The sequence below is a fragment of the Limnospira platensis NIES-39 genome (assembly GCF_026000695.1).
Taxonomy (GTDB): domain Bacteria; phylum Cyanobacteriota; class Cyanobacteriia; order Cyanobacteriales; family Microcoleaceae; genus Limnospira; species Limnospira platensis.
Genome location: NZ_AP026945.1, coordinates 4,606,895 through 4,620,647, shown reverse-complemented (window position 1 = coordinate 4,620,647; position 13,753 = coordinate 4,606,895). Strand labels below are relative to the sequence as shown.

Below are 13,753 nucleotides of genomic sequence, written 5' to 3'. Positions count from 1 at the left end.
TCTTCTACTGATCACCCTAGATAGGCCATTAGGCTGTTGAAAAGGATTTAACCTGGAATTCTCTTATAGCTGCCTAAGTGTGAAATCCAAACGCATGAGTCCGACTACGGGGTTTTTATGGGGATGTGTGTTTACCTTAATGGTAGCCATGCTACTCCTATTCGCATGGTTATTTTTGAGTAACCAATCGTCTTTAGGAAAGGATGAACCATCACCCCCAAGTTTCCCATCTGGAATTCTCCCGCCACCGCCTAATGTGTCGGAGTCAACATTAGGGACGTTTCCCAATGGGCAGATTCCGATCCCCACCTTTCCTTTACCTCCCCCACCTAGTTCCTCTGATTCCTCAAGTTCTGGGTCTCATGTACTTCGAGAATGGGAAAGACAACAAACGACTAATCAACAAATCACTACTCAACTGGAACGACATCGGGTTCAGATTGACCAACTAACGAGTCAACTGGAGCGACATCGGGTTCAAATTGAAACTCTTACAACTCAGCTTGAACAGCAGCGAATGCAAAATGAACGCCTGACTATGCAACTGCAAGAACAGGAGCGTCGGGTTAGTAATTTGACTCTGGATCAAAACCGCTTGTCTCAAGGCAATTCTGGCTCCAATGGATTGCCAACTGCTATGCTATGGTTTCTGGTGGGGGTGATTCTGGCTGTGGTCTTGGGTGGTAGTATTTTTGCGATCGCTTTAGTGGTGATGGTGACTCAATCTAATCGTCGGTCTGAGTTGAAACGTTATTCAATTCAACCTATTGATATCTGGCCTTATCGGATTGAGGAAGAACCTGCTGACTTTTTGCCCCCTAATATGCGATCGCGTCGTTCTCGTTAACATCCTATAGCTAGATCGCGATCGCCTCTATTTCTGGGTGCAAGAGTTTGACGGGCCCTACTCCTCAACTTGCCAAATATCCGTCATCTGATTTTCATCGACAATCCGTTTCGGACGCAAAATCAGAACTACCCGGCCTAGCAGAGGCGCTTCTGGTTTTTCCTCAAACCACTGCAATTCTAGTTGACCCTCAACCTCCACTAGAAAATAACTGTCTGCTTGCCATGTCCTGGCGGCGCGATCAATGACTGCAACTACTTCCTCAACCTGACAACCAGGAAGAGGAGTAGGAAGCTGATCGCTTGGGCATAAAATCACCACCGGGTCCTCAGAATTTCGGACTACCTGCCAACCTGGTAAAGCCAGACTCGCACCTGAGCCCGTAAATTTGATCATTCCAAAAGGTTCGATCGCTTCACACAGAGGAACAGCTTGCAAATCCTCCCTGTTCAGGGGTAACCTCCCCACCACAGGCATAATACAAGGAAGTTCCTCAGATTCCTCTAAACGATAAACTGGCAGGCGAGGGGCAGTTTTGAGAGAGGAAACCGTAAAATCAGTTAAAAGCTGTTCTAGCTCGCTTCTAGCCGCTGCAGATTTAACAAATTTTAGACCCTTAGCAATCAGGCGCGATCGCTCCTGAATATCCTTTTGTTGGCGAGCCAATTTCGCGAAATAATAGGCCACCATATCCCCCGCATCAGTAGAAAATCCTGACTCGATACCCCGCAGCAGGGAAAAATCTTTCAGCGCTCTAGCGATATTTCTAGCCTCATCAGCATCTAAATTGTACTCCAGAATCAACGCCGCCGCCGCCACCCGCAGGGGTTGGGTGAGGATGCGAAGTTCATAAAGGATATCGCTGCCTTTTTGCCAAAAATGCGATCGCACCTTCTCGGAGGTTTCCCCCTTAACCATGGACTGGTAAACCTGGGAAGCCACAATTACCTGATTTTGTTGCACAGGTTCAAAACCAGTATCCTCAAAAATCTCGCCAGAATTTTTACCGCACTTTTGCAGAGTAGCACAAGCCTGACCCCACTCGACCCAACTGCCTTCTTTGCGTCTAAGTTGCCCCGTCAAGGCTTGTTGGTCTACATTACTTTCGACCACTGGGGGTGTAAATTTCGGATTCGGGGATGTTTCAGTCATATTGGACAGTAGTATATAGAAAATCTACGGACGAGGTGACGATTAGCTGTATTCCCCAACCCCAAAACTAGATCCGCCATGGGGTCGAAGCGTCACCATAGGAGTTCAGAGTGCTTTTTTTCGCAGGAATAGCAGTAGGGATTCGGTGATTTCTTGGGGCCAATGGTCTTGGGGATAATGTCCAGCCTTATCTAGTTTAACCAATATTGCCCCTCCCCTCTTCAAGGGCAAAACTTTCCGCCATAGACAGATCTAGCCAAGGGTCAGCAGTCCCCCAGATCATCTCTATGGTATGCAACCATTTGGGGAAGCCTGAGACAATTTCTTCCATAGACCAATTCAATTGTAGGTTCTTAATGGTTGCCATGAGCGCCCGCCCCGTAGAGGAGGACTTGAGAAACGGACGGCGATAGACATCTCGCTCCTTATCTTCAATCACATAACCGCTTCCCCCCTCCAGAGTGCGATCGACTAATAACGGGTCTTGAGTCATCCTAATATACCCATAAAAGGCAATGCCATCTGTTTGATTTTCCAGGGTAATTTTGCCCTCACCTGAGACGGGGGTATTTAATATTAACAGCCGTTCAATTTTTTCTGGGTGTCGCAGGGCATATTGTAAACCCACCGAACCCAAGAAACCTTGAACCACCAAATAAAACTTAGTTAATTGGAGAGCATTTAAAAACTCTGGCGGGGATTGAATATACGCATCTGGAGTATAGGGAAAATCTCGTGGTTGTCTTGTTGTCTGGTTTCTCAGAATATCCAGAACCCAGCCAGTCGGGTGCGATCGCACTTGTATCCTTTCTCGCCTACTTCCTCCATAATTACAGTCCAACTGTAACGCGTGAGAAATTAACCCATGTAAAAATAATATAGGCGGTTTATCGATAACTTCCCGATTAATTTCCCGATAAAACCAGTCGAATTTTCCCGCTTTAATTGTATCCGTTGCGATCGCCACTTGTAAAAACTTGATAAATTTGCTTAATTTCCAGTGAGAAAGCCGGAGGCAGAATCCACAATTAACAACTATTAATTATCAGACCCTACCCCCTGACTTTCAACGTTGAAGCCAATGGACAGCCAGAATTAGAAATTCATCTCAGCCGCTTGGACTTTTTCCACTTGTTTTTTCTTGAGAACTAACAGAATCTGAGTTAGCATCACCAGGGCAAAAAATGCCAGTAGACCTTGAATCCGAGTCGAACTTTGGAGTACGATTTCAGTATCATCTTGACCAAAGCCACCCACATTAGGATTATTGGTTAATGAATCACCAGCCGCCACAGGTTGACCCTCAGAAACAATCAACTCAGGACCAGGAGGCACAGTTTCCACCACAGAATCGCCCTCAGCAGTAGTGATAGTGACCTGGTAGCCAACATACTCTTCCTGAGTAATTTCGGTGATAGTTCCACCCACAGAGGCTTTATAAACCGTGTTATTGCTGGCATTACCGGCCGGGTACAGTTGACCGCGACCCCGGTTTCCGCCAGCGTAGATGGCATATTTACCAAAGTGGATAGACTTATCAGTAGCTGGGTCTGGAGACAGAACCGGGAAGACAATTTCTTGGTATTGATCGCCAGGAATTGGACCAACAATCACCACATTTTCTTGATCAGCACTGTAGGGTTGGAAGTAAAGACCACCGACTTCTTCGGCCATCTCTTCAGGAATGCGATCGGCAGGAGCAATTTTAAAGCCTTCTGGAAGCATCAACACCGCTCCCACATTCAGAGCGCCTTTGCTACCATCACCCAACACCTGCTGTAAATTAGTATCATAGGGGATTTTCACCACAGCCTTAAACACAGTATCAGGTAAGACAGACTGGGGAACCTCTACTTCTGTAGGTTTAGCAGCCAAGTGGCAGTTAGCACAAACAATACGGCCTGTAGCTTCTCTAGGAGTTTCTGGGGCAGTTTCCTGAGCCCAGAAAGGATAAGCCGCAGCACTTTGGGGTAATACCAAATCCCCGGCTAGGAACAGCCCTGCGGTTGCCACTGCAACTAATAACACCCGCAAAGTTGCCCCAATGCCACGACGCAGAATTGCGAATCGGTCAGTGTTTGACATCGGAATGTTCTATCTCTCTCAAAATGTAAATTATCATTAGATCACAGATTGGGGATAGATATTATCCATCCCCCCCTGAGTCTCAATTAAGCCCACCAGGGAGCTTCATTGGTGCGGAAATCAGTTTCAGTCCAGGGAATGAAACTTACTTTGTCGTCCACAACTTCGGTGTGAACCAGCGCCAAGGACAGGGGAGCCGGACCACGCACTACCTTACCAGTAGCATCATACTGGGAACCGTGACAGGGACAGATAAATTTATTCTCGCTGCTGTTCCAGGGAACCACACAACCTAGGTGAGTACAGACCGCATTCAAGCCATATTCAGCCAGGTTGCCATCATTTTCAATCACTAGGTAGGTAGGATCACCTTTGAGACCTTGAGCCAAGACGCGATCGCCTACATTATGAGTAGCCACAAATTGGCTGGCTACCACATCATTACCCAAAGCATCTTTGGCGATCACACCGCCACCTGCTCCCCCAGTTGAAGGAGGAATAAAATATTTGACGAAGGGATACAGCGCACCTAGGGCCACCCCGGTTGCTGAACCAAAGGTCAGCAGATTCATAAATTGGCGACGTCCCATACTCGGAACATCAGAGTTAGCAGAAATTTGAGTCATGATCGATGCAGTTTGTCTGTGTTATGTTACTTGATCTTTACAAGTGCGAGACGTTCAGGCATGAAATAGGGTTGCAATACCCGAAATAACCGCTTGGTGAGGATTTCAACCCCTTGGTTGAATATAAGGAGCGCACTCCTGACCATCCTCATAACTGTTTATATGTCCCAAAGCGAAAGCAAGGCAGGGAACTCAAGGTCAATCCCACAAAGAAAATCGCAATACTCAATTATACAACATGGAGGATTAAAACCACTTGGGCGATTGTGGGAAAGAGTAACGGCGATAGCCACCCCCAGTTTCAGGATACACAACCCGTCAGATTGAAGCGGGGAACGGAAGGCGTGAGGGAAACCTATTCCCAATAATCCGACCACTGCCAACCATCCATGACTAAGGAAATCTGAATGTTCCGACTTGAACCATCGTAAATAATAAGCAGCGAAATAGGTTGATACGCTGCGCTCAAAAGAGCAAAGGGAAAAGTAGGAGTATTTGTAAGCTACCTACACAGACCTTTAAAAGTACCTCGGTGGAAAGGACAAGTCTAAAGATGGAATGCCCATATAAACGGAACGTTATAAACCCTTTTAGGCTCTGATAATCTGGTCGAGAGAGTCAGTAGTGAAAAAGTGTAAGCGTATGCCTATTAGGGGGTGAGATGTGACCAGAAGCCAACGCCCGGCTGTAATGGACGGGATATGCTAACGGGTCACGGTTTGATTGCAAGGATAGAGTCGAGTAGGAGTCAAAATGACGAAATCGAGAGAAGGTAAAGGCTTCGATAAACGGAGACCTACTAAGACTACGAATGGATGGAGAAGTATCAACTGGGCTAAGGTTCAGCGATACGTCTTTAAGCTCCAAAAGAGGATATTTCAAGCAGCTAAATCGGGACAGGACGCAAAGGCAAGAAGGTGGCAACGTCTATTGGTGAAGTCATATTATGCCCGACTCTTAGCAGTGCGGCTGTAGGGGCGGGTTCCACGGTCAGCCATGCTTCCCAACAGTCAGCTTAATAAACCCGCCCCCCAAGCGGGTCAAGGCAAGAAAACGGCTGGAGTCGATGGAGTAAGAGTAATCTCTCCAAGACAAAGGTTTGAGCTTGTTAAGAACATTAAGGGAAACCTCAAAGCAAAACCACTGCGACGGGTGTGGATTCCAAAACCCGGAATGGATGAAAAAAGCTGGAATAGGAATACCCACAATCCAGGATAGAGCTAGGCAAGCCTTGGTTAAATCGGCACTCGAACCTGAATGGGAATCGAGATTTGAAAGCAACAGCTATGGGTTCCGACCCGGACGGTCAGCCCATGATGCAATATCCAGAATCTTTCAAAGTATAAACAAAGGAGGTTATTACATACTGGATGCAGGTGCGAGACGTTCGGGTATGAAATAGGGCTGAAATGCCCGAAATAACTATCCGGTGAGGATTCCAGCTCCGAATCTGGATATAAGGAGACCTCTCCTGAGCATCCTCATAACTGATTATATGTCCCGACGCTTAGGTAACTAAGCAAGGCAGGGAACTCAAGGTCATAAACGAACTGAGAAATCAGGGAGTAGAGAGTAACGGCGATAGCCACCCCAGTTTTGGAAATCATAACTCCAGGATAGAAGCGGGGAACGGAAGGCGTGAGGTAGAACCTACTACCAAGACGCGACCACTGCCAACCATCTATGATTAGGAAGACCGAATGTCCGACTTGAACCATCGTAAAGCACGAGCAGCGAAATAGGTTGACACGCTGCGCCCAAAAGGGCAAGGGGAAAAGTGGGGGATTCTGCATTCTACCCACACAGACCTTTAGAAGTACCCCGGTCGATAGGACAAATCTAACGATGGAATGCCCATATAATCGGAACGTTGTAACCCCTCTAATGCTCTGCCCATAAACAAGTGAGTAATGCAATTCACAAGGCACTAGTGAAAAATGTAAGCGCATGCTTAGAGGGCTAAGGATGTGACCAGAAGCTAAAGCCCAATTGTCATGGTTGGGATATGCCCAATTGTCACGGTGTGGATATAGATACTGCGGTCAGTAAGAGTATAATGGCGAGGACGAGTTGAAAGACTACGTGCTGCATATAGCTCTGAACATCGAAGTAAAAAGCAGGTCTGTTGATTCTGCTCCTTTGACAAAACAGGGTATCCACACCAGGAGCCGTATGAAGGGAAACTTTCACGTATGGTTCTGAATGGGAGGGGATGGTGGTGACTCCATTCTCGACCCCTAACATATAGCGAAATGCTCTTACCGTGAACCATGAATACCTACTTTCCAAAATTCATTGTCCAAGCAGTCTAAAGAGAGACCTGAAACAATGGCTCAAAGCAGGCGTGCTAGATAACGGCGTTTTCGATGATACAGAAACAGGGACACCCCAGGGAGGGGTAATAAGTCCAATACTCGCCAACATCGCACTGTTGGGAATGGTTAGGTTCATAGAAACAATGTATCCTAAAAAGAGAAACGTGGTTCAAGCCACAACAATCAGATACGCCGATGATTTTGTAGTAATATCCCCATCACTTGAAATCATTGAACAGTGCAAAACTGCTATTTCCAAATGGTTAAAACCTGTTGGACTAGAAATAAAACCTGAAAAGACTCGAATCTGTCACACGCTCAAACGTATTGAGTATGATGGAAAAACAGAGGAACCAGGGTTCGACTTTCTAGGATTTAATATCAGGCAATACCCGGTAGGAAAATATAAATCTGGGAAACATGGGGGAAGAAGAAAATGAGGCTTCTTATTTAATAAAACCCCCCACAAAATGTTAGGATTAAAAACTAACATAAAACCCAGCAAAAAAGCAGTTAAAGTCCATACAGAAGCGATTAAAGGTGTAATAAAACAAATTAAAACAGCACCTCAATCAGCCCTGATTAGCAAGCTAAACCCGATTATTCGAGGATGGTCAAACTACTATTCAGCGGTAGTCTCATCAGAGACCTTCAATAAACTAGACCATATAGTCTGGTTAATGTTAAGGGCATGGACAGTATCAAGATGCGGAAAGGCAAGTTACAAGAAGCGAAGAAACTATTTCAGTCATGGAACGGTTAGACTTAGTAATGGGAAAGAAAGACATGAATCTTGGTTGTTCCAGACTAAGGATGGATTAACACTATGGAAACATAGTTACACGCCGACTGTCAGACACACCATTATACGCCCCGATGCAACACCATACGACGGAAACTGGACTTACTGGGCAACCAGAAAAGGACAAGCAATCGACACGCCCAACAGGGTAGCAAAACTACTCAAAAAACAAAAAGGTAGATGTACCTGGTGTGGACAGTATTTCGCACCATCGGAATTAGTAGAAGTAGACCACATTGTACCTCGAAGCCAAGGCGGAAAGGATGAATACAAAAATCTTCAGCTACTACATCGCCACACCCGCGATGATAAAACGGCGCTTGATAACGCTAAAGCTGTATCCCTCACAATGGAGCAATCAGACTAGGAGCCGTGTGAGGCGAAAGTCTCACGCACGGTTTTGTATGGGAGGGGGAGATGGCGACATCTCTCTCGACCCCTACTAGGCGGGGTCAAATTTAATCTGTAGGGACTATGGTTGTTTCCCAGTCCTTACAGACCCTTGGAGCCTGCACCGCAGGAAAGCCATTTCATCTACCCCTACAGGACTGACATCCATTCATTAAAGCATTATTAAGGCATTATTACATTTTTTAACGGGCTGTTTTGACACTCCCCGCTCTAAAGAGACGGGGATTCTTGGTTCGCGCGACTCGCCATTAGACCGCAGGTTCGCACCAACAGCCCAAGAGGGCCAATCTCCCCAAGCGTAATTTCCGGCGTGCCCCGCCGTAGCTAGTCCGCGTTTTAGGATATTCACTGCCGCATTGTGCGAGACGTTTAGGAGTTAAATAGGGCTGCAATGCCTGAAATAGCCTCCTAGTGGGACTTCTACTCCTTGGTTGAATATAAGGAGTGCGCCCTGACCATCCGATAACTATCTATGTGTCTCAACATCTGGAGACCCCCAGATAAGGCAGAGAGACTCAAGGTCAAGACAGAAAGCTAGAACGATGGAGTTGTGACCCACCTAGTATAGCAGAAAGTTGAGAGTAACGGCGATAGCCACCCCCAGTTTCAGGATTCACAATTCTGGGATTGAAGCGGGGAACGGAAGGCTCCGAGGTGTAACCTAACACCAGAATCGAGACCACTGCCAACCATCGATGATTAGGGAAACCGAATGTCCGGCTTGAACCATCGTAAAGTGTGAGTAGCGAAAACAGGTTGATACGCTGCGATCAAAGAGTAAGGGGAAAAGTGGAAAGTAATGATATTACCCAGAAGTAACGAAAGTTATGCACAGACCTTTAAAGTACCCCGGTGGACAGGACAAATCTAAAGATGGAATGCCCGCATAGATGGAACGTTTAAACCCCTCATTGGCTCTGCTAATAAACAAGTGAGCAATATTACTCACAAGTAGTAGTGAAAAGTGTAAGCGTATGCCTTTAAGGGGAAAGGATGTGACTGAAAGCTAATGCCTAATTGTAATGGTTAGGATATGCCCACTAGTCACGGTGTGGATATAGATACTGCGATAAAGTAGGGGCTTAATAGCGAAAGCGAGTTTAAAGACTACGCATGCAAATAGCTTTGAAAGTTGAAGTACAAAAGCAAGGGGTAGTAACCTTGTTCCCAATGACAAAAGGGGTATCCACATCAGGAGCCGTATGAGGTGAAAGTCTCAAGTACGGTTTGGAATTGGAGTTGGGGAAGGTGACTTCCCTTTCGACCATAACAACATCGCGCGCGGCTAGATATCCACAGTGCGAACAAATATGTGTTCTTTCTGATAGGGTTTTCTTCACCACTTGACCGCAGTTTGAGCATTCTTGGCTGGTATAGTGAGCTGGCACAGCTACCGTGACCTTGCCATATTTAACGCCAAAATACTCTAGCCAACCGCGAAAAGTAGACCAACCCGCATCATAAATAGATTTAGCTAGTTTTCGATTTCTTACCAGCCCTTTGACAATGAAGCTCACCCCACCCGCCCAAGGCAGGTGGGGGTGTCGGTGCTAACCTCGAACTGTGCTAGTCCACAGGTCACACAAACAAGCCCAGCTTCTAGGCGATCGCCCTCGAACGTTGGATCGAGGGCTCCTCACTGTCCTTTCGGCGAGTGAGCTGAAGAATGCCTCGTGCAGCAATATTGAGCGCCCCATTGAGGTCTGCATTGTATCGCTTGCCCGAGGAAAATTTAGCCAGAGCATAGTTGTTGGAGTCTCGCCCTTTCGACTCCACTACCGTCATAAGCCAACTTTTAGGTGGAGCTACGACATCAATGACCTTACCGCCTATCTCTTGCCACTTCATCTCAGTCAAATCTCGAATCATACCTTTAAGCCATCCATGAAAGCGTTGGCGAAGGTTAGAGCGCTTGCGCCCCCCCTTAGCTTTCCATCCTTTCAGGTTCTCAAAGACAATAGCATCGGCATTGAACTGTTGGGCAATCTGCACGATACGCTTCGAGACAATTTGCCCAATTTGACGGTTGATATTACGGCATTTGCGGTAGGTATGAGAGCAGAAGCCTTTCTGGAGACTTCCACCTAGCCCCATCGTCTTACTAGCTCGTTTAGATACCGATTTCAGCCGCTTATCTCGACGGTCGCCGTTCCGCTGGACGCAGGTTCGAGCGGCTGCGGCGACTTCGTCTATGTCTCTGGCTGGGTGAATAAACTCCCGATAGGTTACAGTGCCGTCAAAATTCACGACTGCCACAGTAGCGGTGGTGTTGATACCCAGGTCAACACTTACAACTCGACCCTCTCCCTCCCGTTGAGGTGGATGACACTCAAATGGAACTGAGAGATGACAAGTCCTCTTTTGCTCATTGAAGATAAGGGACGGTGACAGCAGCTTGGTAGGGGTCGAGAGGGAAGTCACCTTCCCAAACTCCCATACAAAACCGTGCTTGATACTTTCACATCACACGGCTCCTGATGTAGATACCCCTTTTGACATCGGGAACAGGGTTACCACCCCCTGCTTTCGTACTTCAACTTATAGAGCTATATGCACACGATAGTCTTTAAACTCGCTTTCGCCATTAAACTCTTGTTGATTGCAGTATCTATATCCACACCGTGACTAGTGGGCATATCCTAACCATTACAATTAGGCCTTAGCTTTCAGTCACATCCCTTCCCCTTAAAGGCTTACGCTTACACTTTTCACTACTGTGCAGGTACATCCTGCCACTTGAGAGCCAATGAGGGGTTTAAACGTTCCATATATGCGGGCATTCCATCTTTAGATTCGTCCTATCCACCGGGGTACTTTAAAGGTCTGTGCACAACGAAACGTTGCTTCTGGGTAGCTGCAACAAACTCCCACTTTTCCCCTTACTCTTTGAGCGCAGCGTATCAACCTGTTTCGCTACTCCGTAGTTACGATGGTTCAAGCCGGACATTCGGTTTCCCTAATCTTGGATGGTTGGCAGTGGTCGAGTTAGAGGTAGGTTCCTCTGTTACGCCTTCCGTTCCCCGCGTCAATCCTAGGATTGTGATTCCTAAGATTGGGGGTGGCTACCGCCGTTACTCTCAACCTTGCTTTATACTCAAGGGGGTCACAACTTCCCTCTTTCTTCCGCTCAGTCTTGACCTTGAGTCTCTCTGCCTTTATCTGGTCTCGCACCCAGATGTTGGAACACATATATAGTTATGGGATTGTCAAGGTTTCTTAACTTTCACATCAAGTCCTTTATATTCCACCAAGGGGTGCAAGTCCCAGCAGGCAGTTATTTCAGGTATTGCAACCCTATTTCATGCCTGAACATCTCGCACGTTGCTGTCCACGGTATGCCGTTCTCGTAGGCTGGTTATGCCAACGTTTGTCCAGACCCCATCGGTTCCGTTAAAGACCTTGATTTCGATGCGGTCATAGCCAGGTCGTTTATAGCAATTACCTCGATACAGGGTCGGATAACAGCCACTGTTGGGATTGAGGACGGGAGGTTTGGCATCCCGACGTTGACGAGTTCCCGATTGCCATTCCCGATATCGGGTCATGTGCTATACGTCCTAACTTTTCTGTCTTGTGCTATATCTGGGTTCCGAACAGAATAAGGGCGGGTTCCGTGAGTTGGCGGGTTTTTACCGGGGCGTTACATAAGAAGGGCGGGTTCCGTAAGTTGCCGGGTTTTTACCGGGGCGTTACATAAGAAGAAGGGCGGGTTCCTTAAGTTGCCGGGTTTTTACCGTAGGTGAGGGCGGGTTCCGTAAGTTGCCGGGTTTTTACCGTAGGTGAGGGCGGGTTCCGTAAGTTGCCGGGTTTTTACCGGGGCGTTATATAAGAAGGGCGGGTTCCGTAAGTTGGCGGGTTTTTACCGGGGTGTTACATAAGAAGGGCGGGTTCCGTAAGTTGGCGGGTTTTTACCGGGGCGGATCTAGCACCCGCCCCTACCAGCCGCCCCTATCATTGGTAGTTATTTAGTCGTGGCGTTGTTGCAATTGTAGACGAATGGCGGCGTGGACGGTGCGAGTAATTGGGTAAAAATAGGCTAATACTAACCCCATTGATAAAAAGGCAATGGGAATGGGACCTACCATCAGGCGAATTGCCCATAATACGGATTCGGGTTGGCTGATTGCTTCTTTGGAACCGGCTGTGGCTAACAGTCCAGCATGGCTGAGAATTTGTCCGACAATAAATAGGGATAGGGCAATTCCTAGTTTTTGTAACATTACCATAAAACTGTAAAAAATGCCTTCCCGTCGCTGTCCGGTGTTGAGTTCATCGAGATCGACAACATCGGGTAAAATTGACCAGGGGACTAGGTGGGCGGTAGCTATTCCAAATCCAGCGATCGCACCTAAACCATACATGGTCAGCATTTGTCCGGGTTGCAGCATAAATAGTCCGACTCCGGCTAACATGGTGAAGGGAATGCCTAAACAATAGACGGTTTTTTTGTCTACTTTTTGGGCGATCGCATTCCAGAAAGCCATACCCAGTAAGGATACCCCTTGCACTAATAATGCCATTTGGGTTAAGTGGCGATCGGCTAGTTGCATATAATCTACTATAAAATAGGGTAGAATAGCAACGGTTACCTGTACTCCCAACCAGGAACATAAATAAATCCCAATGGCATAAAGAAAGGGTTTGTTACTAAAGGCAATGCGAATTTGTTGTAAAAATGGTAATGATGGAGGTCGGGTGATTGCCAATCGTTTAGCTTCTTGTTTAAAGTAGCGTTTACTGGTTCCGAAAACACATATATAGACAGATATCATCGCCATTAATCCCCCCAAACTACCCAATAAAGGATATCGCAATTGGGGAGATTCAAATAATCCAAATAAAACCTGGGCTAACACTAAAGTAAATAGACTTCCGCCAATTTTAAAAGCTGATTGAAAGCTGATTAAACTGGTACGTTCGTCATAGTCTTGGGTAAGTTCAGCCGCCAAAGCACCGAGGGGAAGAAATACGGCGGTAAATGCGGTATAAAATAGGATGGTAATCAAGCCATAATAGCCGAATAGTAGCCAGCCACTAACAGGAGGTACAACCCAATGCAGGAAAAAGCAGATACCCAAAGGAATAGAAGCTACTATCATCCAAGGGTAACGCCTTCCCCAACGAGACTGGGTGCGATCGCTTAACCAACCAATCATCGGATCACTGATAGCATCCCATCCTTTACCAAGTAATAATACACTACCTGCTAAACCTGCATCAAGTCCCGCAATATTAGTCAAGAAAAACAGCAAAAAGAAGACTTGCATACAGCCGGGAATAGCACCGCCAAAATCTCCCATTGCATAGGCGGCTTTAGTGCGAATAGCCAGATGATCACTATGGTAGTCGGTAGCTTGAAAGCGATCGCTGAGTTGAACAAGTGCCGTCTTGGCTTGTTGTCGAGAAAGGCGGATCATAGTTTAGGATTTATCTACAGGTAATTCTCGGATTGATTGATAATAGCATATATACATTGAGTTAGCATTGACTTCAGGAAATCATGTTAATTATTAAT

General features: G+C 46.6%; 12 protein-coding genes and 3 pseudogenes. 6 read left to right on the top strand and 9 right to left on the bottom strand.

The genetic code is table 11. From position 1 onward, the window contains the following. Window positions 1–94 precede the first annotated feature (94 nt). Window positions 95–847 carry a DUF3450 domain-containing protein gene (locus N39L_RS22725; protein WP_006616511.1) on the top strand — a complete coding sequence of 251 codons (753 nt, stop codon included), beginning with the start codon at window positions 95–97 and terminating at the stop codon, window positions 845–847. Window positions 848–904: 57 nt separating this feature from the next. Here the strand turns inward: N39L_RS22725 and N39L_RS22720 are convergent, their stop codons facing one another. The 4 genes from N39L_RS22720 to petC all read right to left on the bottom strand — a co-directional run bounded on the left by N39L_RS22720 (window position 905) and on the right by petC (window position 4,710). Continuing rightward, window positions 905–1,999: a RuBisCO accumulation factor 1 gene (locus N39L_RS22720; protein WP_014276463.1), complete on the bottom strand. Its 1,095-nt coding sequence runs from the start codon at window positions 1,997–1,999 to the stop codon at window positions 905–907. A gap of 196 nt (window positions 2,000–2,195) precedes the next feature. Next, window positions 2,196–2,966 carry a hypothetical protein gene (locus N39L_RS22715; RefSeq protein WP_006616508.1) on the bottom strand — a complete coding sequence of 257 codons (771 nt, stop codon included), beginning with the start codon at window positions 2,964–2,966 and terminating at the stop codon, window positions 2,196–2,198. Between the two features lie 128 nt (window positions 2,967–3,094). Continuing rightward, window positions 3,095–4,084, bottom strand: a complete 990-nt coding sequence (gene petA, locus N39L_RS22710) for a cytochrome f (RefSeq protein WP_006616507.1) — start codon at window positions 4,082–4,084, stop codon at window positions 3,095–3,097. Between the two features lie 86 nt (window positions 4,085–4,170). Further along, entirely contained in the window at window positions 4,171–4,710 is a 540-nt protein-coding gene (gene petC / locus N39L_RS22705) for a cytochrome b6-f complex iron-sulfur subunit (RefSeq protein ID WP_006616506.1), read from the bottom strand. 113 nt (window positions 4,711–4,823) lie between these two features. On the opposite strand from petC, the gene N39L_RS22700 reads away from it, so the two are divergent. The 5 genes and pseudogenes from N39L_RS22700 to N39L_RS22680 form a co-directional block, all read left to right on the top strand. Next, window positions 4,824–5,078: a hypothetical protein gene (locus N39L_RS22700; RefSeq protein ID WP_071941211.1), complete on the top strand. Its 255-nt coding sequence runs from the start codon at window positions 4,824–4,826 to the stop codon at window positions 5,076–5,078. A 385-nt stretch (window positions 5,079–5,463) separates the two neighbouring features. After that, entirely contained in the window at window positions 5,464–5,685 is a 222-nt protein-coding gene (locus tag N39L_RS22695) for a reverse transcriptase N-terminal domain-containing protein (protein ID WP_006624494.1), read from the top strand. 21 nt (window positions 5,686–5,706) lie between these two features. Next, entirely contained in the window at window positions 5,707–5,928 is a 222-nt protein-coding gene (locus tag N39L_RS22690) for a hypothetical protein (protein ID WP_014276462.1), read from the top strand. Then, window positions 5,888–6,112, top strand: coding sequence for a reverse transcriptase domain-containing protein (locus tag N39L_RS22685; protein WP_014276461.1), 225 nt, complete (start codon window positions 5,888–5,890; stop codon window positions 6,110–6,112). Before N39L_RS22690 ends, N39L_RS22685 begins: the two co-directional genes overlap by 41 nt. Window positions 6,113–6,973: 861 nt before the next feature. Further along, a pseudogene (locus N39L_RS22680) lies at window positions 6,974–8,194 on the top strand (group II intron reverse transcriptase); the annotation flags it as partial. Between the two features lie 1,144 nt (window positions 8,195–9,338). Here the strand turns inward: N39L_RS22680 and N39L_RS33380 are convergent. The 5 genes and pseudogenes from N39L_RS33380 to N39L_RS22655 form a co-directional block, all read right to left on the bottom strand. After that, window positions 9,339–9,743: pseudogene (locus tag N39L_RS33380) on the bottom strand (RNA-guided endonuclease InsQ/TnpB family protein); the annotation flags it as partial. A 94-nt stretch (window positions 9,744–9,837) separates the two neighbouring features. Continuing rightward, on the bottom strand, window positions 9,838–10,659 hold the full coding sequence (locus N39L_RS22670) for an IS200/IS605 family accessory protein TnpB-related protein (RefSeq protein ID WP_014276457.1): 822 nt from the start codon (window positions 10,657–10,659) through the stop codon (window positions 9,838–9,840). Window positions 10,660–11,223: 564 nt separating this feature from the next. Then, window positions 11,224–11,427 (bottom strand): hypothetical protein, encoded by a 204-nt coding sequence (locus N39L_RS22665; protein WP_035735778.1) that lies wholly within the window; start codon window positions 11,425–11,427, stop codon window positions 11,224–11,226. Between the two features lie 131 nt (window positions 11,428–11,558). Continuing rightward, a pseudogene (locus N39L_RS22660) lies at window positions 11,559–11,786 on the bottom strand (transposase); the annotation flags it as partial. Window positions 11,787–12,203: 417 nt separating this feature from the next. Continuing rightward, window positions 12,204–13,655 (bottom strand): MFS transporter, encoded by a 1,452-nt coding sequence (locus N39L_RS22655; protein WP_006616858.1) that lies wholly within the window; start codon window positions 13,653–13,655, stop codon window positions 12,204–12,206. Window positions 13,656–13,753: the final 98 nt, after the last annotated feature.

Excerpts from the sequence above, each read along its gene's own strand:
- N39L_RS22725 (WP_006616511.1), top strand. The coding sequence starts at position 95 with ATGAGTCCGACTACGGGGTTTTTATGGGGATGTGTGTTTACCTTAATG.
- N39L_RS22665 (WP_035735778.1), bottom strand. The coding sequence starts at position 11,427 with ATGTGTTCCAACATCTGGGTGCGAGACCAGATAAAGGCAGAGAGACTC.
- N39L_RS22655 (WP_006616858.1), bottom strand. The coding sequence starts at position 13,655 with ATGATCCGCCTTTCTCGACAACAAGCCAAGACGGCACTTGTTCAACTC.
- N39L_RS22695 (WP_006624494.1), top strand. The coding sequence starts at position 5,464 with ATGACGAAATCGAGAGAAGGTAAAGGCTTCGATAAACGGAGACCTACT.
- N39L_RS22720 (WP_014276463.1), bottom strand. The coding sequence starts at position 1,999 with ATGACTGAAACATCCCCGAATCCGAAATTTACACCCCCAGTGGTCGAA.
- petA (WP_006616507.1), bottom strand. The coding sequence starts at position 4,084 with ATGTCAAACACTGACCGATTCGCAATTCTGCGTCGTGGCATTGGGGCA.
- N39L_RS22685 (WP_014276461.1), top strand. The coding sequence starts at position 5,888 with ATGAAAAAAGCTGGAATAGGAATACCCACAATCCAGGATAGAGCTAGG.
- N39L_RS22690 (WP_014276462.1), top strand. The coding sequence starts at position 5,707 with ATGCTTCCCAACAGTCAGCTTAATAAACCCGCCCCCCAAGCGGGTCAA.
- petC (WP_006616506.1), bottom strand. The coding sequence starts at position 4,710 with ATGACTCAAATTTCTGCTAACTCTGATGTTCCGAGTATGGGACGTCGC.